The 17833-nt window shown below is 59.2% G+C and carries 14 protein-coding genes and 3 tRNA genes; 10 read left to right on the forward strand and 7 right to left on the reverse strand.

Features of this window, described 5'->3' with window-relative positions; genetic code table 11:
- The first annotated feature begins 142 nt into the window (after window positions 1-142).
- The 9 genes from KTAU_RS16145 to KTAU_RS16185 all read left to right on the forward strand — a co-directional run bounded on the left by KTAU_RS16145 (window position 143) and on the right by KTAU_RS16185 (window position 8758).
- Window positions 143-1402 carry a cysteine desulfurase gene (locus tag KTAU_RS16145; RefSeq protein ID WP_151729343.1) on the forward strand — a complete coding sequence of 420 codons (1260 nt, stop codon included), beginning with the start codon at window positions 143-145 and terminating at the stop codon, window positions 1400-1402.
- Window positions 1403-1646: 244 nt separating this feature from the next.
- Window positions 1647-2057, forward strand: a complete 411-nt coding sequence (gene sufU / locus KTAU_RS16150) for a Fe-S cluster assembly sulfur transfer protein SufU (protein WP_151729344.1) — start codon at window positions 1647-1649, stop codon at window positions 2055-2057.
- Window positions 2058-2127: 70 nt separating this feature from the next.
- A complete protein-coding gene (locus KTAU_RS16155; RefSeq protein WP_151729345.1) occupies window positions 2128-2862 on the forward strand; it encodes an SDR family NAD(P)-dependent oxidoreductase in 735 nt (244 codons plus the stop codon).
- A gap of 146 nt (window positions 2863-3008) precedes the next feature.
- The gene (locus KTAU_RS16160; RefSeq protein ID WP_151729346.1) at window positions 3009-3326 is read left to right on the forward strand and encodes a Rieske (2Fe-2S) protein; all 318 of its coding nucleotides are present in this window, start codon (window positions 3009-3011) and stop codon (window positions 3324-3326) included.
- A gap of 327 nt (window positions 3327-3653) precedes the next feature.
- A complete protein-coding gene (locus tag KTAU_RS16165; protein ID WP_151729347.1) occupies window positions 3654-4253 on the forward strand; it encodes a metal-dependent hydrolase in 600 nt (199 codons plus the stop codon).
- A 111-nt stretch (window positions 4254-4364) separates the two neighbouring features.
- Window positions 4365-6131 (forward strand): DUF2079 domain-containing protein, encoded by a 1767-nt coding sequence (locus tag KTAU_RS16170; protein ID WP_151729348.1) that lies wholly within the window; start codon window positions 4365-4367, stop codon window positions 6129-6131.
- Between the two features lie 84 nt (window positions 6132-6215).
- Entirely contained in the window at window positions 6216-6728 is a 513-nt protein-coding gene (locus tag KTAU_RS16175; protein ID WP_112430726.1) for a YggT family protein, read from the forward strand.
- Window positions 6728-7636, forward strand: a complete 909-nt coding sequence (locus KTAU_RS16180) for an oxamate carbamoyltransferase subunit AllH family protein (protein WP_151729349.1) — start codon at window positions 6728-6730, stop codon at window positions 7634-7636. Before KTAU_RS16175 ends, KTAU_RS16180 begins: the two co-directional genes overlap by 1 nt.
- 183 nt (window positions 7637-7819) lie before the next feature.
- Complete coding sequence (locus KTAU_RS16185; protein ID WP_112430730.1) at window positions 7820-8758, forward strand: ribose-phosphate diphosphokinase; 939 nt, start codon at window positions 7820-7822, stop codon at window positions 8756-8758.
- 393 nt (window positions 8759-9151) lie between these two features.
- Here KTAU_RS16185 and KTAU_RS16190 read toward each other — a convergent pair.
- The 3 genes from KTAU_RS16190 to KTAU_RS16200 all read right to left on the reverse strand — a co-directional run bounded on the left by KTAU_RS16190 (window position 9152) and on the right by KTAU_RS16200 (window position 9777).
- Window positions 9152-9227 (reverse strand) — tRNA-Met (locus KTAU_RS16190).
- Window positions 9228-9522: 295 nt separating this feature from the next.
- A tRNA-Met gene (locus KTAU_RS16195) sits at window positions 9523-9594 on the reverse strand.
- A 111-nt stretch (window positions 9595-9705) separates the two neighbouring features.
- Window positions 9706-9777, reverse strand: a tRNA-Met gene (locus tag KTAU_RS16200).
- Between the two features lie 179 nt (window positions 9778-9956).
- On the opposite strand from KTAU_RS16200, the gene KTAU_RS16205 reads away from it, so the two are divergent.
- Window positions 9957-10307 (forward strand): PDDEXK family nuclease, encoded by a 351-nt coding sequence (locus KTAU_RS16205; RefSeq protein ID WP_151729350.1) that lies wholly within the window; start codon window positions 9957-9959, stop codon window positions 10305-10307.
- Here KTAU_RS16205 and KTAU_RS16210 read toward each other — a convergent pair.
- From KTAU_RS16210 to KTAU_RS16225, 4 genes are all read right to left on the reverse strand, one after another.
- Window positions 10300-11298, reverse strand: a complete 999-nt coding sequence (locus KTAU_RS16210; RefSeq protein ID WP_151729351.1) for a DNA-methyltransferase — start codon at window positions 11296-11298, stop codon at window positions 10300-10302. The two genes, KTAU_RS16205 and KTAU_RS16210, sit on opposite strands and share 8 nt — an antisense overlap.
- Before the next feature lie 564 nt (window positions 11299-11862).
- Window positions 11863-13758: a cellulose binding domain-containing protein gene (locus KTAU_RS16215; RefSeq protein ID WP_151729352.1), complete on the reverse strand. Its 1896-nt coding sequence runs from the start codon at window positions 13756-13758 to the stop codon at window positions 11863-11865.
- Window positions 13759-14007: 249 nt separating this feature from the next.
- The gene (locus KTAU_RS16220) at window positions 14008-15465 is read right to left on the reverse strand and encodes a cellulase family glycosylhydrolase (protein WP_151729353.1); all 1458 of its coding nucleotides are present in this window, start codon (window positions 15463-15465) and stop codon (window positions 14008-14010) included.
- A gap of 136 nt (window positions 15466-15601) precedes the next feature.
- Window positions 15602-17719, reverse strand: a complete 2118-nt coding sequence (locus KTAU_RS16225) for a glycoside hydrolase family 9 protein (RefSeq protein ID WP_228026497.1) — start codon at window positions 17717-17719, stop codon at window positions 15602-15604.
- Window positions 17720-17833 lie beyond the last annotated feature (114 nt).

Consider the following 17833-nt stretch of genomic DNA (forward strand, 5'->3'; position numbering starts at 1 on the left):
TGGCTGCTGTTGTGCTCGCCTGGGGGCGCGAGGAAGGATCTGGGCCATCGCTCTTCCTTCCTCCTTGCTTGCCTGATACTGGACGGGAGATGTGGCCCCATCCGACGAGCGCATTGTTGAGAGAAAGAAATCAGGGAATACTATGCAGGACGTTGTTGAGGTGCGCCGCGAGCCGCGCAGTGTGGAGGAGATCCGAGGCGATTTCCCGATCCTGTCGCGGCAGGTTCATGGCAAGCCGCTGGTCTATCTGGATAGCGCGGCCAGTTCGCAGAAGCCGCTGGCGGTCATTGAGGCCATGAATGCCTACTATCGCAGCTCTCATGCCAATGTGCACCGTGGCGTCTATGAGATCAGCGAGGAGGCCACAGAGGCCCTGGAGCGCGCGCGGACGAAGGTGGCGCGCTTTATCAACGCGCGCCAGAGCAAGCAGGTCATTTTTACGCGCAATACGACCGAGAGCATTAATCTGGTGGCCTATAGCTGGGGTTGGGCGAATGTCAAGGCCGGCGACCTGATCGTGCTGACAACAATGGAGCATCACAGCAATCTGGTCCCCTGGCAGCTGCTGGCTCAGCGCAGTGGGGCGCGGCTGGAGTTTGTGCCGTTGACGCCCGAGGGGCTGCTGCAGCTGGATGTCTACGCCCGGCTGCTGGAGCAAGGGCCGAAGCTGGTGGCTTTTACTCAAATGTCCAATGTCCTGGGGACGATTAATCCTGTGAAGGAGATGATCGCTCAGGCCCACGCTGCTGGGGCCGTGGCCCTGGTAGATGCCGCTCAGAGCGCGCCTCATTTGCCGCTGGATGTCCAGGAGCTGGATGCTGATTTTGTTTGCTTCAGTGGCCATAAGATGCTGGGTCCGACAGGGATCGGCGTGCTCTACGGCAAGCGCGAGCTGCTAGAGGCCATGCCGCCTTTTCTCGGCGGCGGTGATATGATCCGTAGTGTCAGTCTGTGCTCCTCAACCTGGAACGATCTGCCCTGGAAGTTTGAGGCGGGAACGCCGGCCATCGCCGAGGCTGTGGGTCTGGGGGCGGCTGTCGATTATTTGAGCACGCTCGGTATGGATTGGGTCCGCCAGCATGAGCGCTCGATTACGGCCTATGCCCTGGAGCGCTTGCAGTCGGTTCCTCAGCTGCAGATCTATGGGCCGCTCACGGATGAGCTGCGCGGCGGCGTGGTTTCTTTCTCGCTGGCTGATATCCATCCCCACGATCTGGCCTCCATTCTCGATCAGGAGTTCGGGGTAGCGATTCGCGCTGGCCATCATTGCGCACAGCCTCTGATGGAGCAGCTGGGCCTGGTGGCCACGGCCCGCGCCAGCTTCTATGTCTATACGCTGCCAGAGGAGATCGATGTGCTGGTGCAGGGACTGCGGCGGGCGCTGGAGATTTTTCAAGTCTAGGTCTATACTATATCCCGTGCCTGGCCGCTTTACGCTGCCTGCTTGGCTGCCTGCAAAACTGTCGCTGCTGCGCTGACTGGCTGGCCGCGCCTGCGCCGGGCCATAAAGCACGGGAACCGGGTGCGGTGAGGTAGACAGGGGAGGAGAGAGAGGCAGAAGCCAAAAGAAGAGGGAAGGGTGGCTGTGGCAGGTCTCTCCAGGCTATCTTGCCGCCTGGTTGATTCCTTACCTGGGAGGCAGCGCTATGTCGATGGATTATCGCGAGTATATTCTGGACCATTACCGTGATCCGCGCAACTATGGGCGGCTGGAGAATCCAACGGTGCACGTGGAGGATTCCAATCCGCTCTGTGGCGATCAGGTGAGCATGGATCTCCTGGTGGAAGGCGATCATGTTACGGCGGTGCGCTTTCAGGGCCGGGGCTGTGCGATCAGCCAGGCGGCCACTTCGATGCTGACAGAGATGGTGCAGGGCAAGAGTGTCCAGGAAGTGGTGCGTCTGGGCAAAGATGACATCCTGGAGGCGCTGGGTATTCCAATCAGTCCTGCGCGGATGAAGTGTGCCTTCTTAGGGCTGCGTGTTCTCCATAAAAGCCTGGTCCTGGCTGGCCTGGAGCGCCCGGAGCATGCCGATGAGCACGATGATGGGCTGTGAGTCTGGTTGATGGGGCCTGGCGATGTGAGGTCGCGGATGCATGTAGTGACGGAAAGGAGCCGCCTGAACGATGCGCCTGGAAGGAAAAGTTGCGGTGATTACCGGCGTGAGTCATCCGGGCCAGATGGGCTTCGCCCTGGCCGGCTTTTTTGCTGAGGAGGGGGCGACGCTGGTGATCGCCTCGCGCAGTGCGGAACGCGTAGCGGCCCGGGTTGCCGAGCTGCAGACGCGAGGCGCCAGGGTCAAGGGGGTGGCTGTCGATCTGACCAGCGAGCAGGGAGCGCAGCGCCTGGTTGAGGAGGCGGTGGCCTGGCAGGGCCGCATCGATGTGCTGGTCAATCTGGCTGGTGGGCTGACGAAGTATGGTCCCCCTCACGAGTATTCACTGCAGGACTGGGAGAAGGAGCTGAATAATAACCTGCGCACGGCCTTTCTCTGCACGCGCGCAGTTTGGCCGGTGATGCTGGCCCAGGGCGGGGGCAAGATTATCAACTTTAGTCGGGCCTACAGCATTCAGAATGCGGGGGCGCAGACGTTGGCCTATAACTGTGCCAAGGCTGGGGTGGATGCCCTGACCCGCACTTTTGCTCAGGCAGGCAAGGCGGTCGGGATCTATGTAAACGCGATTGCCCCGGGTCTGATTGCGACGCAGTCCAACCTCGACGAGCTGCATCCCTCTCCCGAGGAGCTGCGCGCCAGATGGGTCAGTCCGCGTGAGATTGCCGAGGTGGCCATCTTTCTAGCTACCGCTGCCAGCGATGGTGTCACTGGGGCCATTATCCCTGTCCAGGGACGCGGCATCTGAACGGCCTGAAGGCTGAGCGCTCTGCGAAGTCCATCTGCTGGCTTGCCACACACAGGCCAGCAGCGGCGTCCTGCGCCCGGGCAAGCGCTACAGTGGCTACAACGGGTATAAACAAATCGAAGCTCGCGAGGGGAAATGGAGCTGCCATGAGTGAGTTTCTCGCCGTTGCACGCTGGGATGAGCTGGGAGAGGGGGAGCTGCTGGGAGTAGAGGTCGATGGTGAGCCGATCTGTCTGGCTAAGATCGACGGTGTGGTCTATGCCTGTAATGGTGAATGTACCCACGTTGGTGGGCGCCTTTACGAGGGAGAGCTGCAGGGGAGCGTGCTCACCTGCCCTGTCCACGGAGCCCAGTTCGACCTTCGCACGGGCAAAGTCCTGCGTGGTCCTGCCCGTCAGGACCTGGTGCTCTATCCCGTGCGTGTTGAGGACGGCCTGATTAAGGTTGCTCTTCCTCCCGATTGAGTTTCAATCTCGGCAATAAGCTGACCGGTCAGTTCATGAAGGTTCGTGCTGGAGCCAGGCGCCTCTTGCGCTGGTCCGACACTCACTTGCTTAGAGCTTTTTGACCAACCCCGGTCTCAGCAGAGAGATGGCCGGGTGCGAGCGAGCAGGAGGGAGACCAAAGAGGCTGGTCTTTTCTCTGGGGAGCGGGCCATCGCATCGCCCTGGGATGCTGATTCTGCGTGGAAATCCTCTTGCGCAGTCACTGAAGACCCCCTACAATAGCCGCGTGAAACCTTCGCTCAAGGACGAAGCTCAATCTTTGCTGCGGATGGAGAAAACGCTGTTATGGTAGGCAGGTCACATCTTCTTATTGGCCTCACGGCAGGTGTTGTTCTGGACAGCCTGGTTCACCTGAGTGGACCCCCGATTACCCTGGCTCCCAGTGTCCCGCTCAAGCTCGTCGTGGCTAAGGCAATCTACTATGTGGCTGTGGGCTTTGGCGCGTTACTGCCGGATATCGATAACGCTCATAGCACACTTGGGCGCAAATTCGGCTGGATCAGCCGTGAGATCCAGCACATAGCAGGCCATCGTACCCTTTTTCACAGTCTGCTTGGTCTGCTGCTCGGCTCCCTGCTCGCGCTGGGGGCCCAGCAACTGGCTCTCTCCTTGCTCGCGATGCGCGGTCTGAGCGCGCCGGCCAACCTCATGAATGCGACCCATATGATCTTCTTTGCTGTGCTCTTCGGCTGCGTCGTCCATATTCTCTGCGATGCCCTTACCGAGGGTGGTGTGCCCTTACTCTGGCCTAACCCGAAGCGCTTTGGCTTTCCACCTAATCCGAAGTGGCGCTTCCGCACAGGCACGTGGCCGGAGTATGTCATTGTCTGGTCCTTTATCGTCCTGGTAGGCATCGGTATCTGGCAGAATGTCATTTATATATAAGGGGGCCGATGGAGGAAAGGGGAACGGAGCCGGGCGTGGGAGATAGCGAGGTGAGGTGGCAGGGCGCCGGGGGGAAGGCCTGAAGAGAAAAAAGAGTAGCGCAGAGGAGCTATGAAGCTATTCAATCTGCGGGCCCAGACATGGCTAGCCTGGGGCCTGGTTGTGCTGGCAACAGTGATATATTTCCTGGAGATGAGTCATCAGGCCGTGCTCCGCTACGATACGTTCAAGGCGACGGCCTTCGACCTTGGTAACTACGATCAGGCCATCTGGAACACCTTGCATGGCCGGCCTTTCCAGTTCACGAACCAGGCGATCGATTGGTATGGTCCCCCTACACGCCTGGGGGTGCATTTTGAACCCATTCTGTTGCTGCTCGCTCTCCTCTATCTGATTCGCTCCGATCCTCGCACCCTGCTTGTATTTCAGACGCTGGTGCTGGCTCTGGGGGCCTTCCCCGTCTTTCTGCTAGCCCGCTACTATCTGCCGCGCTGGCCATTGTTGGCCGCCCTCTGCGTGATAGCCTATCTGCTCGCACCGGCCTTGCTGGGCCTCAACATCTTTGATTTCCATGCTGTGAGTCTGGCCACGCCCTTGCTGCTCTACGCTTTGCTGGCCCTCACCTATCGCCGCTACGTGCTGCTGGTACTCTGTTGTTTCCTGGCGGCTTCCTGTAAGGAGGATGTGCCGCTGGCGGTCGGCTTGCTGGGCCTCTTGATGATCTGGCGCTATCGCCTGCCGCGCCTGGGCCTGGCGCTCTTCATTGGCGGCTTCCTCTGGTCAGCTCTAGCTTTTGGGGTGATCATTCCCCACTTTTTCCCAGGTCAGCAGGCCAACAACTTCTGGTACCGCTACGAGACGCTAGGCAGCTCGCCCGGCGCCGCTATAGTTAATTTGTTACTGCATCCCTGGCTGCTCTTCACCACCTTTTTGACGGTGGAGCGCTTCTACTATCTGGCCAGCCTGATCAGGAACACGGGCTTTCTCGCTCTGCTCGCTCCCGAATGGCTGATTCCGACCTTGCCAAGCCTGGCGGTCAATGTTCTGAATACCGATCCGGCCCTCTATAGCGGCGTCTACCACTATAATGCCTCGATCATTCCTTTTGCGGTGATGGCGGGGATCATCGGTCTGCGACGCTTTCTGGCCCTCTGGGCAGGGTGGCGCGGGGAGCCGCTGCCCTCGCTGGAACTGATGGTGCCGGAGCGGAAACAGGAAGCGGTGCGAGACGGGCAAAGCGGAACATCTGAGGAGGAGAGCGCAGCAGCCGGGAAGCACGCCTGGCCAGTCTGGTTGGCGCGCTTCTTGTCGACAGAGCGCGGTCAGGTGCTGCAAGCCTGGGGACGAAACTGGTACCTGCGTCTGCGAAAGCTGGCGCTGCGCCTGCTCCAGCCGGCCTGGTGGAGCAGGCACTGGCAGCGCTTCTGTGCGCGTATGATACCTCTGGCTCGGCAGATCAACCTGACGCGTCTGCAGTGGTACGCCATGCTATGGATATTGCTGCTCATAGGCGTCAATTATGTCGCTGAGGCACCAGTCCTCAATAGCTTCTGGGCTGATCACGAGCCGGGGCCGCGTGAGCAACACATCGAGCAGCTTCTGGCGATGATCCCACCTGATGCCTCTGTTTCTGCAGGAGATAATCTGAATCCTCATCTAAGTGAGAGACAGCGTTTAGCGGTCTTTCCATCGTTTACCGGTACAATTGATGGTAAGCAGTATACGGTTGACTACATCATTGTTGATCTCAACGCGGTCTTCCCCGAGGATCGTGCCAGCACGATCGAGATTCTCAATCGCTTGACGGCTTCCGGGCAGTTTCGTCTGATTGCGCGCGCCGAGGGGGTCGTTTTACTCAAACGCAATAGTTCACAGTAGGACATAGTATGTTATAATCCTTGCAGGTGAGACTCTCTGCTTTATTCGCTCCTGTGGACAGTTGATGAACAGAGGAGAGGTGCTATGCACGGGGACCCATTTTACAGCGATCCGACCAGCGTCGAACCTGGCAGAGTGCCGCCACCAGGCGCATTACCTCCGATGGAGGAGCTGCAGCCGAAGCAGGCGCCCCCGCCGCCGTACGAGCCGATGCCAGCTCCAGCGGCACCCCCGCCGCCGATGGCTGAGCTAGAGATGGTCAATCGGGAGAGCGAAGCTCGCACGCTGGTCTTTGCGATTGGTAAGTTTAAGGACTTTCTCTGGTGGTTTCTGGCGGTGTTGGAGGTGGCTTTGCTGCTCCGCTTTATCTTCCGCCTCATTGCGGCTGACCCCAGCAATGCCTTTGCTGGCCTGCTCTACGCTCTGACCGGGATTATTCTGCTGCCCTTCAATGGCATTGTCAAAACCCCATCGCTGCATAATTGGGCCTTTGAGTGGCCGACTTTGATCGCTATGGCCGTCTACGCCCTGATTTTCCTGGCCATTACCAGTTTCCTGCGCCTGCTGATCTCGACTCCGAAGGAGACAGCTGAGTAATGACGGGCCTGGCCCCTGGTCCTCTGGTGGCTTTCATCTGCCCGGCGCTGGGTTATAGCGAGGCGATTGCGGAGACCATCGCCGGCGCGGTGCAGCGTGGAGAGGTGCACAGCGTTTTCTCAGCAGCAGCTAATCTGCTCTTCCCGCCTGAGTTCGTCCTGTCGCTGAATGCACAAGATGGCCCAGCTGTGCCGAATGGTATTCGTCTGAGAGCCGCACGAGGAGCCTTTCCATTCAGCGCCCTGCGGCCCGGTATGCCGGTGCTGCTGGGGGCCTGGCGTCTCTATATAGAAGATCTTCATTGGTCAGTTGACCTGAGTAGTTGCCCGCGCTGGCGGACACAGCTCAGGCGCCCGCCGCGGCTTGATGCGACGATGTTGGAGCGGAACCGTGAGCGCCTGCGCAGGATGCTGCTGGCCCCTGAACTGCTGCGGATGCGCCAGAAGGAGGGTCACCCCTTACTGACGGCCATGAGCGCTGCGCTCAACGGGGAGCGCTGGCTGCCAGAGGAGCCGCAGGCGCTGGCTGAGCTGCTGGCCGGACGCGGGCCGGGCCTTACTCCCTCGGGCGATGATCTGCTTACTGGCTGGCTGGCCGCTGGCTGGTGGCTCCGTGGCGCTGATGCAGCCTTCCTGGAGACCTGCGCGCAGCTGGTGGCGGTGGCTGGACCGCGGACCCATCTGCTGAGTCGCACCTGGCTCTCGTGGGCGGCGCGTGGCTGCTTTGCTCTACCACTGCTTGAGTTGCTGGAAAGTCTGGCTGAGGAAGATGAGGAGCGCCTGCTTGCGCGAGCGCAGGCTGTGCTTGCCCTGGGGGCCAGTTCAGGCTATGATCTCTTATGTGGTCTGGTGCTGGGCCTGGCCTCTCCATCGCTCCAGCCCTGGCCAGAATCGGGCGTTGTTGTCTGAATGAGGGGCGGCTAAGCCTGCTTTACTCCTGCTGTTGTCTGGTCTTATCCTGCCAACTTGCTTTCTCCAAGCACGTAGCGCCATTATTTCTCGCTAAAATCTGAGTGGGTTCTTTTTAAGTCATCCATAGTTTACATGGAGACAGCCTTGTGCTATACTGGGCGCAGGCAGGCCGGAGGTGCTATGAACAAGCTCAGTGTTTTCACAGGTAACGCCAATCCCGTGCTGGCTGCTGCCATCTGCCGTCACCTGGGGATCGAGCTGGGAAAGGCCGAAGTCTTCCAGTTTAGCAACGAAAACATTTTTGTTAAGATCAACGAAAACGTTCGGGGAAACGACGTTTTCGTCATCCAGCCTTTCAGCTCGCCGGTCAATCGCTCGATCATGGAGCTGCTGATCATGATCGATGCCCTCAAGCGAGCCTCGGCGCAGCGCATCACGGCGGTCATTCCCTACTATGCCTATGGTCGCACCGATAAGAAGGATCAGCCGCGGGTCCCCATCACGGCCAGACTGCTAGCTGATTGCATCACGGTAGCCGGGGCCCATCGTGTGTTAACAATGGACCTGCATGCTGGTCAGATTCAGGGCTTCTTCAATATACCAGTTGATGAGCTGACCGCTCAGACCCTGCAGGCGCGCTATTTCCGGGATAAGGGGCTGGAGAACTTTACCGTTGTCTCTGCCGATGAAGGATTTGCCAAGAAAGCACGTCAACTTGCCGACCGCCTGAATGCTCCGCTGGCTATTGTCGAGAAGCGCCGTTTAGGCAATGACGGGGTGACAGAGGCCAAGAACGTGATCGGCAATGTGGAGGGACGCCATGCCCTGATTGTCGATGAGGAGATCGACACGGCCAGCTCAATCACGCAGGCGGTGCGGGTCGTGCGTGAACATGGAGCGCGTGAGGTCTATTGCTGTGCCTCACATGGCGTCTTCTCGGGTCCGGCGATTGAGCGGCTGCGCGAGGCCGAGATCAAGGAGATCGTGGTGACGGACACCATTCCTCTGCCGGAAGAGAAGCGCTTACCCAATATGACGATTCTGTCGGTGGCGGAACTGTTCGCTGGAGCGATCAGCCGTATCCATGAGAACCGCTCGGTGACGGAGCTATTCCAGTAGAGAGCAGAGGTAAGAGGCTGGGAAAATAGCCTTCTTTCTTCGCGCGAACCTGGTGCTGGCCTGACGACGGGGCGACAAGGTAGCTGTTTCTAACTAAGGCGAGCGCTGGTGGATGGCCTCCCCTGTAGCTGAGGCAGCAGAGTTGCAGGGGAGCGCTGTCGCAGTGGATATGAGACTGCTCCCTCTCGCGAGGATGGCCTCTCTGACTGGCTGCGCAGGCAGCCACGAGCGATCGACTGCTGGAAACCTCTGTGAGTCAGTGTTATCTCCCTGACTACACGTTTGTTCCCCAAGCCATTACGCAAAAAGAAAAGATAGACCACACGAGGCCTATCTTCTTTCAATCAGTCTACCTGTTGGTCTGTGACGAGCGCCTCTATCTTCGGCGCTACCTGGTAGCGGCGGTAGGACTCGAACCTACGACCCAGGGCTTATGAGTCCCCTGCTCTACCGACTGAGCTACGCCGCCATCGAACGGACTGGCTAGGGGCAGCGCTGCTGTTGAGAAAGGATGCTCCTGGGGGGAGCCAGCACCTTGCCGGAGGTTGCGGCTCCGGCTGGCAGAGCTGCCTTGCTAGTGATTTCGACTTTTATCTTACCACATCCTGTCAAGAGGGAGAAGGCCATCTTTGGGAGAAGCCGCGCGAGAGCGAGGGTCAGGGAGAGGACCAGGAAATGGACGAGAAAAAGCCTCACTCGCAGAGACGAGTGAGGCGAAGTACGCGTTGTCACTAGAGCGTGCCTTAACGGAGGCAAGAGAAGAATTGCGGGGGCAGGATTCGAACCTGCGACCTTTGGGTTATGAGCCCAACGAGCTACCGCTGCTCCACCCCGCGTCGTTGGCAAGTAATGAGAAAGGCATAGTGCTGAAAGCACTGAATTTTACCCTGCCAGCGTGCCTGCACCTCATCTCATAAGGAAGAGAGACAGGGGAGACACTGGCTGGATTGCGGGGGCAGGATTCGAACCTGCGACCTTTGGGTTATGAGCCCAACGAGCTACCGCTGCTCCACCCCGCGTCGGCGTCTTCATGATACTACAAGGTTGCAAAGATGTCAAGGGGGTCACCGGGCTACTGGTAGCAGCTTGCTCCTGAACAGTTTTGAGGTGAGCTGAGCAGCATCGTCTATAAGAGTGATATGAAGATCGTGAGATCGAAGATGCTCATAGACAAAGGCGGCGTCTCAGCGAGCCAGCTATGGCGGCACATTCAGAGGGATGTGCTCCAGTGGATGGGCAGCATTTCGCTCTGGAGTGGGAGACGGGGAACGTGTCATCTACTCATCGGGCGCTCAACAAGATGGTACTGGCCATGCTCAAAGGTGCTTTGATCGGTGGCGTGCTGATTTTACCATCCCGGAACATGTATCGCTATCTGACCGATCGTATTGGCAATTTTGAAGAAGTAGAGCCTTATTTCCCTCTCTGGGAAGCTCTTGCTACTTTTGTAGCGAGGGGTGTGCTCTGGGTAGTTGCCATTGAGCAAGATGCGGTAAGCAAGTCAGTGCCGCGCATCGAGAAAGGAACCGATGGCAGAGCACTTATGTAAGCTCTGCCCTGGCATTTCCATAGGCGTGAGGGATGGCTCCCTGTTCCCATTCGATGGGAACGCGCGCGACCTTGCCGCTTGGCCGATAAAGCTCGCGTCCCAATGGCCTGAGCGGCAGGCGCCCCTCGAAAAAAGCTCGGATGCGCTCGCGTGTGATGTTGATGTAGGCTTCTTCCTTGTCGCATCCTGCTACGCGCCGACCGTGCTTGATCCCTGCAATGAGGGACGAGCCAGCGCCGCAGTAGGGATCAAGCACCCATTCATCTTCATTCGTGAGTGCTAACACACAGCGCTCGGCTAACTCTACAGGGTACTGGCATGGATGGCTCGTCTTCTCGGGATGCGCCGCTTTCACATTGGGGATATACCAGACCTCCTCTTCCCAATCCTGGGCCACTACCTCCCAAAAATCTGAGGGATTTTTCCCTAGAGGGTTCCCCGATGGCGCCCCCTTACGGGGTCCCTTGTAATGCCGCTTGCCGGGATACTTGGATGGAACACGCACGGGGTCCAGATGAAAGGTATAGTGATCTCCTCTGGTGAACCACAGAATCGTTTCGTAGCGCCCTGAAAAACGACGAGACATGTGCATTCCATGACTATAACGCCATATTATTCTGTTCCTTAGCTTCAAGCCTTTTCTCTTAAAAATGTCATAATAGAAGATATCTAGAGGAAATACCTCACCATCTTCAACAAAGTTCCCGACCTGCCAGCAGATACTGCCCTCTGGACTGGTCACCCGAACGATTTCATCGATGACGGCTTCTTGCTCTTGCAAGTATGCCAGGACATCTTTGCGCGTCTCATACTCCTTGCCCAGGTTGTAAGGTGGAGAAGTAATGACCAGGGCAATGCTTTCTGAGGGCAGCGTCTTCAGGAAGCCCAGCGCATCGCCCAGATGAACGACGATCCGCTGCTGGCTGTCGAAGTGCTCAACGCAATCAGGAGCCGACGACTCCCCGAACCAAGATAATTGATGAGTTTCCATAGTGGTTGTAGGCTTCTCCTCCCTCGTCTTTTCTCATCTATGATACCTTGCAGGGCGAGGTTGGGCATAGGCCTCGCTGTGTAGCTGACAGAAACTCTTTGTCGCTTACTCCGATCCTGGCGCTCGGCGGGCAGAGATCCTGGCTCGCGCTCTCTCTTGCTGCCTGGCTGCGGGACGGGCCAATCGAGGGTTTCATAGCCCTCTGGGGAAACTATGGGAGAGGCGTGGGTCTTTGTCAAGACCTCGTGCCGTGCTGCAGCCAAAAGAAGGAGGCACCGGGCAGGTCGATGAAGGACCTATCCGGTGTCTCTTTATTAGAAGAAAAGGCCTCACGTTGTCAGCAGAGAAGATGCGTGGAGCGGGGGCCCGTGGAGCGTCGACCCTCTCGCCGTGCCGCTCTCACGTGCATTGGACAGGGCGCTAGCTCCGACGAGCACTGCTGCTCTAGCTTCAGCTCGGTGGGCGGTTCTTGCCTCCTTTCCTTAAGGGAAATGCCTGGTGTCGCTGAGGGAGATCGGAGGGGAAAGATCCCTGCTCCTCCGATCTCCCTCAGATCATCCCAGTCTAGACGACGCTACAGGTCGCTCCATTGAGCGTGAACGAAGTTGGCGCGGGATTGCTCCCGTTCCAGCTAGCCAGGAAGCCTGGTGATGCACCCAGAGTGGCGCCTGCCGGGATCTGGGCGTTGTAGGAGGCGTTGGTGATCGTCACCTGGGCCCCTTGCTGCGTATAGCTTCCGTTCCAGAGCTGGGTGATCTGCTGACCAGCCGTGAAACTGAAGCTCAAGGTCCAGCCATTGATGGGGCTGCTGCCTGTGTTCGTAATAGTGATGCTCCCCTGGAAGCCACCCGGCCACTGGCTGACAACGCTATAGTGCACCTGACAGGAAGCGCCCGGAGTTGGCGTGCTGGTCGGTGCCGGTGTTGGTGAGGGGGTCGCCGTCGGGCTGGGGCTGGGAGACGGTGCCGGTGTCGGTGTGCTGGTCGGTGCTGGTGTGGGGGTCGGTGTACCGCCTCCGGTGCCAGCCGGGATGACGTAGGTCACCAGCGAGCGCGCCGGCACGGTCGCACTGAAGGAGCCGTTGCTCACCGACAGCGTCGCCTGAGCCGCTGTGTTGTTGTTATTGTTGGTCAGATAGGGGGTCACCGTAGCCCCATTAGCCACATTGGTGTTCTGCAGCGAGAAGGTCGTCGCTGTATCGCTGGTTGCCAGATTGATGACCACGATGGCCAGCGTGCCGTTGGTGTTGCGATAGGCCGAAACCAGCAGGTTGCTATCCGAGCTACTGGCGCCAATGCGCACCGCGCCGGGCCGGATGAAGCGGCTGTAGTTGGCGAAGGCCCACAGGCGCTTCGACGGCGTGATAGTCGAGCCATTAAGCTGGATCAGGCCCTGGTTATCGGTCGAGACAGAGGTGCTGTCCACGCCCCACCAGTAGAGGAAGGCGCTCAGGTTGGCCGAAGTCAACCCGACATGGATATGCTGAGCCCAGGTCAGGCCGGAGGCATCGCTGCCATCATCCCAGGCAGCATCAAAGCTATCGAAGGTCGACCACTCAGTCTCCCACACCGGCTTGCCGTTGGAGCTGAGCGGCGAAGTCGGAGCGGCGGTATAGCCGTGGCTGGAGATGACCTTGACGTAGGAATTGGCCGTTGCATCGTTGACGATGGCGCTGGTGTAGCTCGGAGCCAGGTCCCAGCCCTCGGCATCGCAGCAGACAATCTGCGTTGACAGGCCAGCATTCGCCAGGGTCGGCCCCAGGACCTTGGCGAAGTCGGCGGTTTGTGTCGGGTTCATCACCATGCTGGAGTAGGAGGTGGACAGATTCGGCTCGTTGACGAAGCCGATGTTGGTGATGGTCACGCCTGCCGCCTGATAATCCTTAATATACTGCACGAGGTAATTGGCGTAAGCCTGACGCCAGTCACCCGTGCTGCAAGTAGCAGCACCAGGTGCACCGCACAGCGTGCCACCGTTGCTCTCGGAGCCGTTGGTCTTCATGAAACCCGGGGCGCTCCAGGCGTCGGCATAGATGCGCGTCACGCCATAGTTCTGAACCACTTGCTGGGTCAGAGGCAACTGGCCCCAGTCGGTCCCGATGGGCACATACTGAGGCGTGGCCGTCGGGCTGCCCGGGCTGTTCGGCTCAATCGTATGGTTGCTGTCGGAGGGGATCAGGTTGCGCAGAATGGTCAACCCGGCTCCCGTCGTCGGGCTGAAGAGCAGGTCCAGCATCTGCTTCTCCAGCGTGGGACCAGCGTTGATAATGGCATCGGCCTGCCCGAAGGCTTCGGATGCGCCAAAGCCGTCGATCGTCTGATAGGTCGTGGCGCCGTCAATGGTGACGCTTGAGGCTGCGTAGGCCGGGCGCCCTTGGACAGCAATGCTGAGTGTCAGGGCGCAGATCAGCGCCATAAGCGCCAGGCCAGCGCACAGGGTTTTGAGCTGTTTCCTGAGCATAGCCTGTCTTCCTTTCTCCTGAGGACTCTCCTTGTTGTTTGGTCAGTTGTTTAGGTAAGTTGGTGTGAGTGAAGAGATTTATGTGAACGGGCGCCAGGCTGAGCCAGGCTACCTGGCCTTCATCACTGCTGGCGCGTTGAAGACCAGACCTGGTCCCAGCTCAGCGCTCGTCACCTGCAAGTTAAGAAGTGCAAGTCATGGCTTGTCACCACCGTCCGCAGCACAGTTCCACAGTGGGCCAACCCGCGGCTAGACCGTGTTGCAGGTTACGCCGTTGAGGGTGAAGACCGTTGGATCAGTGTGGTTGCTTGTCCAGGTGCCATTGAAACCGATGGAGACCGAGCTACCGGCGGCAATGACATCGTTGTAGCCGATATCGCGAGCCGTGACTTGCTGACCCTGCTGACTCCAGGTGGCGCTCCAGCCTGCCGTGATCTGCTGGTCGCCAGGGAAGGTAAAGACCAGGGTCCAGCCAACAATGGAGGCGTTGCTGATGTTGCTGATCGTAATATTGGCCGTCATGCCACCGGTCCAGTAGCTGGCGCTGTAGTGGACCGCGCAATAGTGGCCAGGCACGGGTGTGGGCGTCGGCGTGGGCGTGACGCCATTAGCAAGGTCCGTCAGATGGTTCAAGAGTCCTTGCCCATAGGGCGTGGGAGTGCCGTTGTAGTCGCTGATGAGCGACGGGAAGCTCCAGCAGTTGTAGGTGTCCCAGGCCCAGGCCAGATAGCCGATGTTGTTCTGATCCAGCCAGGCCATCGCCATATCGATGAAGCCGTGGGCACAGTCGTTCTCGCCGATCTCGCCAGCAATCACCGGCACCTGGGCGGCAACCGGTGCTACCGTCAGAACCCAGCAATTGACGTAGTTACATGTATTGAAATTGTAGAGGTGGAAAGAGGCGGCCAGGTTATTCAACGGATCGTTTGGCTTATGGGAGAGCCAGCCTGACAGGTCGTTGGCATAGGCCAGGCCGCCGAGCATGATCACATTGGTGGCCCCGGTGGCGCGCACTGTGTTGACCAGCGTCTGCATGCCTGCCACGGCAAAAGGCACGTCCGTGCAGGGGCTGGCGTTAGCTGCCGTGCTGCCGTTGAGCCAGCAATCCCAACTCGTGGTGAAAGGCTCGTTATATAGATCGAAGATCACCGATGAATTGCTCTTGAAGGTATTGGCCACCGAGGTCCAGAAGGCTGGAGCGTGGTCCAGGTCGGGCATGGCAAGCTGTTTGTTAGCTTGCTGGGTGCCGGGGGCGCTCCAGTGCAGGTCCAGAATCGTGATCAGGTTATTCGCGGTCAGCAGATTGACGTAATCGATGATGGCCTGCCGGTACTGGGCCGCGGTATACTGGGCGGCGGGGTAGCCATTGATCCCGAGCCAGCAATCCTCGTTGAGTGGGAGGCGCACGGCGTTAATGTGCCAGCTCATCATGGCGGCCACCGAAGCGGCGTCGCTCGGTCCGTCGAAGACGGTGGTATCGCCGGAGGCGTCGCACATATACTCGGTGCCAGAGCGATCCACTCCCAGCGGGCGAACCGGCTGGCCGGCGCCGTTGAGGAGCTGGTTGCCCGAAACGTGCAGGCCGCTGTAGGAGACGGCGGCCTGGGCACGTTGCGCATGCTGAGGCGCGTACCAGATCAGACCTGCCAGTGCTAGTGCCAGTAGGGCGAAGAGCGCTGGCAGACCGCAGGACAGGGCTTTCTTCACGAGCGTTCCCTCCTCATATGTTGCGGCTATCTCATCCCTGAGAGCAGGCCCATCAGTTCCTGCTGCCTTTGTCTGCTTGATGACTTGACTGACTGCCCGTCTTGCCTCCCCATTGGGCAGGAGGCCGCCGCGGAAGTTATGACTTTGGCGGCTCCTGCCCAAAGACCAGCGTGCCGTTGCGGTAGACGGGTATGTACTGGGTGACGGCCTTGGTCGAAGTCAGACCCTGGCGGCTCCAGTCGTTCGATGAGTCCCAATGGTACTTGTAGTCACTGCCGATGGCCACGATCAGCGCGAATTCGAGATCGCGCGTATACCAGAGCGGGTAAGCTGACCAGTCGAATTCGTAGTAGTAGACCGTGGTGGAGTTCCCCCAGGCGTAGGGGCCGTGTACAGCGACCGGGCCTCCATTGGGCAGGTACTGGTTCTGGTCGTAGTAGATGGCCACTGAGACCGAGTTGATCGACTGACCGATGGCTAGCAACTCGCTGATATTGAAGAAGTAGCGCACCTTGAGGCCGGTGACGAACTGCGGCGGCTGGGTGGTGTCGCTGTGGAGCGTCAGGGTGATCTGCGTGCTCTGGTTGCTGTCCTGATTGACCAGCGCTTCGACGAAGAAAGGATTGACCGGTGTTTCTGCGGTCGAGAAATTGGGATTGGGTTGTTGACCGGAACCATAGTAGTAGTAGTGGCCCGCCAGCGCCCCAACGAAGGCCGCGCTGTAATCGACCGCCACCTCGTTGTAGACGAAGTCGTTGGTGGCATCGTCGTGGTAGTCGCTGGTGTCTGGACCGCCGACCAGGCCGCCCCACAGCGTGTGGCGGTGGTTGGGGGGATCAGACATGCTGTTAGTGAAGGAGCCGTGGGCCGCGCGATGGTGGGGATGTTTGGCCGAATTGGAGGCAAAGCCCACCATGTAGCAGCGGTTCATGGGATTGCTGCCCAAGATATAGTTCATCTGCCCCAAAGCCCAATCCGAGAAGCGTGAGTCACCGGTGTATTTGCGATAGACCAGAGCGCAGAGCTGGGCGGCGGCGTTGTAGCGGCAGGACCCCCAGGTATTGATGACCATAAAGCCGCCGGGCGTGGGCTTCAAGAAATTCTGATCGTTGGGGTCCTGATGCGGCACGTTGGACCAGTATTCGAGGTTCCAACGGGCGATGTACCAGTGCTTGGGATCGTTGGTAATGGGCGCAAGCTTGAGGAACATGCCCCCCCAGACAGCATCCCAGCAGTGTACCCAGGTATTCTGCCAGTTATCCTGGGTGCTGTTCATGATGGCCTTGAGGTAGCCAGTATAGTGGCCGCTGGAGTCGGTGGCGATAATGTCGTTCAGATAGGACTGCTGGCCGGTAGCAATGTAGAGCCAGATAGCGGCCCAGGCCAGGTCGTCGCTGTCGCCGCTGGAATTGTAGAAGCCGCCGGAGTAGCCGAGTCCGCGGTTGGCAACGGCAAAGCGGTAGAGGGCCTGGGCGTAGTCCAAGCACTTGGCGGCGTAGGTGGCGTCGCTGCTCTGGCTGTTGAGGTACATGATGGCCAAGGCGGCGGCGGCCTCCGCGCACATGTCGCTGGCAGGTGTCTCGGAGGTGGCGAAGTAGGCCGGACGGGCCAGATTCTCGACTTCGGGCGGCGCCCAGACTGTATGATCGATGGAGCCTTCACCAACCTGGTAACAGAATGCTACCACATTGCCGCTGCTGTCACGGAAGGTGCAGCGCATCAGGTAGTCGCAGCCCCAGCGCAGGATGGCCATCATGTGGGCGTCCTGCCCGGTGGAGACGAAGGCCTGGCGGAATTCGTAGAAGCCCCAGCCCAGCGTCGAGATGGCATAGCCCTGGGGAAGGCCGAATTTGACATGATCGCCAGCGTCGTGGAAGCCGCCGCTGACATCGACGGTGCCTTTGCCTGCCGGATCAAGCACTTGCTGATGGGCTGCGATAAAGGAGGCTGACATGTTGGTCCCGACGTTGTTGCTGTTTTTGGGCTGCAGGGGGACAGCGGTGTCGGAGAGATCACAGTCACCACGCCAGGGTAGGAGACCACCAGTAACGCCTGGCCCGGATTTCTGGGCGTCATAAAAGTAGATCGACATCTGCAAGGCTGCTGCCAGGTTGTACTGGGGAGTGGGAGCAGCGCTGGCTCTCAGGCTGCTGTCAACGCCCGCAAGTGCTGCTCCCAGAGAACCTAGCGGCAGCGCTACCAGCAAATTGCGCGATTGCTGCAGCAGTTCGCGCCGCGAGATGCGGGTAGACACGGTCTGACTCCTTTCAAGACTCTCCTGGGTATCATCCTTGACTCGCTCACTCGTGTCTCGTCCTGTATAGTCAGCGCGCTGCCTTCCGCCCGCTTGCTAGCTGGTCGCTGGCCA

The sequence above is a fragment of the Thermogemmatispora aurantia genome, from assembly GCF_008974285.1.
Lineage (GTDB): Bacteria > Chloroflexota > Ktedonobacteria > Ktedonobacterales > Ktedonobacteraceae > Thermogemmatispora > Thermogemmatispora aurantia.

Coding starts and splice junctions, on each gene's coding strand:
- KTAU_RS16165 (WP_151729347.1), top strand. CDS start 3,654: ATGGTAGGCAGGTCACATCTTCTTATTGGCCTCACGGCAGGTGTTGTT.
- KTAU_RS16215 (WP_151729352.1), bottom strand. CDS start 13,758: ATGCTCAGGAAACAGCTCAAAACCCTGTGCGCTGGCCTGGCGCTTATG.
- KTAU_RS16180 (WP_151729349.1), top strand. CDS start 6,728: ATGACGGGCCTGGCCCCTGGTCCTCTGGTGGCTTTCATCTGCCCGGCG.
- KTAU_RS16170 (WP_151729348.1), top strand. CDS start 4,365: ATGAAGCTATTCAATCTGCGGGCCCAGACATGGCTAGCCTGGGGCCTG.
- sufU (WP_151729344.1), top strand. CDS start 1,647: ATGTCGATGGATTATCGCGAGTATATTCTGGACCATTACCGTGATCCG.
- KTAU_RS16185 (WP_112430730.1), top strand. CDS start 7,820: ATGAACAAGCTCAGTGTTTTCACAGGTAACGCCAATCCCGTGCTGGCT.
- KTAU_RS16175 (WP_112430726.1), top strand. CDS start 6,216: ATGCACGGGGACCCATTTTACAGCGATCCGACCAGCGTCGAACCTGGC.
- KTAU_RS16145 (WP_151729343.1), top strand. CDS start 143: ATGCAGGACGTTGTTGAGGTGCGCCGCGAGCCGCGCAGTGTGGAGGAG.
- KTAU_RS16160 (WP_151729346.1), top strand. CDS start 3,009: ATGAGTGAGTTTCTCGCCGTTGCACGCTGGGATGAGCTGGGAGAGGGG.
- KTAU_RS16205 (WP_151729350.1), top strand. CDS start 9,957: ATGGCGGCACATTCAGAGGGATGTGCTCCAGTGGATGGGCAGCATTTC.
- KTAU_RS16210 (WP_151729351.1), bottom strand. CDS start 11,298: ATGGAAACTCATCAATTATCTTGGTTCGGGGAGTCGTCGGCTCCTGAT.
- KTAU_RS16155 (WP_151729345.1), top strand. CDS start 2,128: ATGCGCCTGGAAGGAAAAGTTGCGGTGATTACCGGCGTGAGTCATCCG.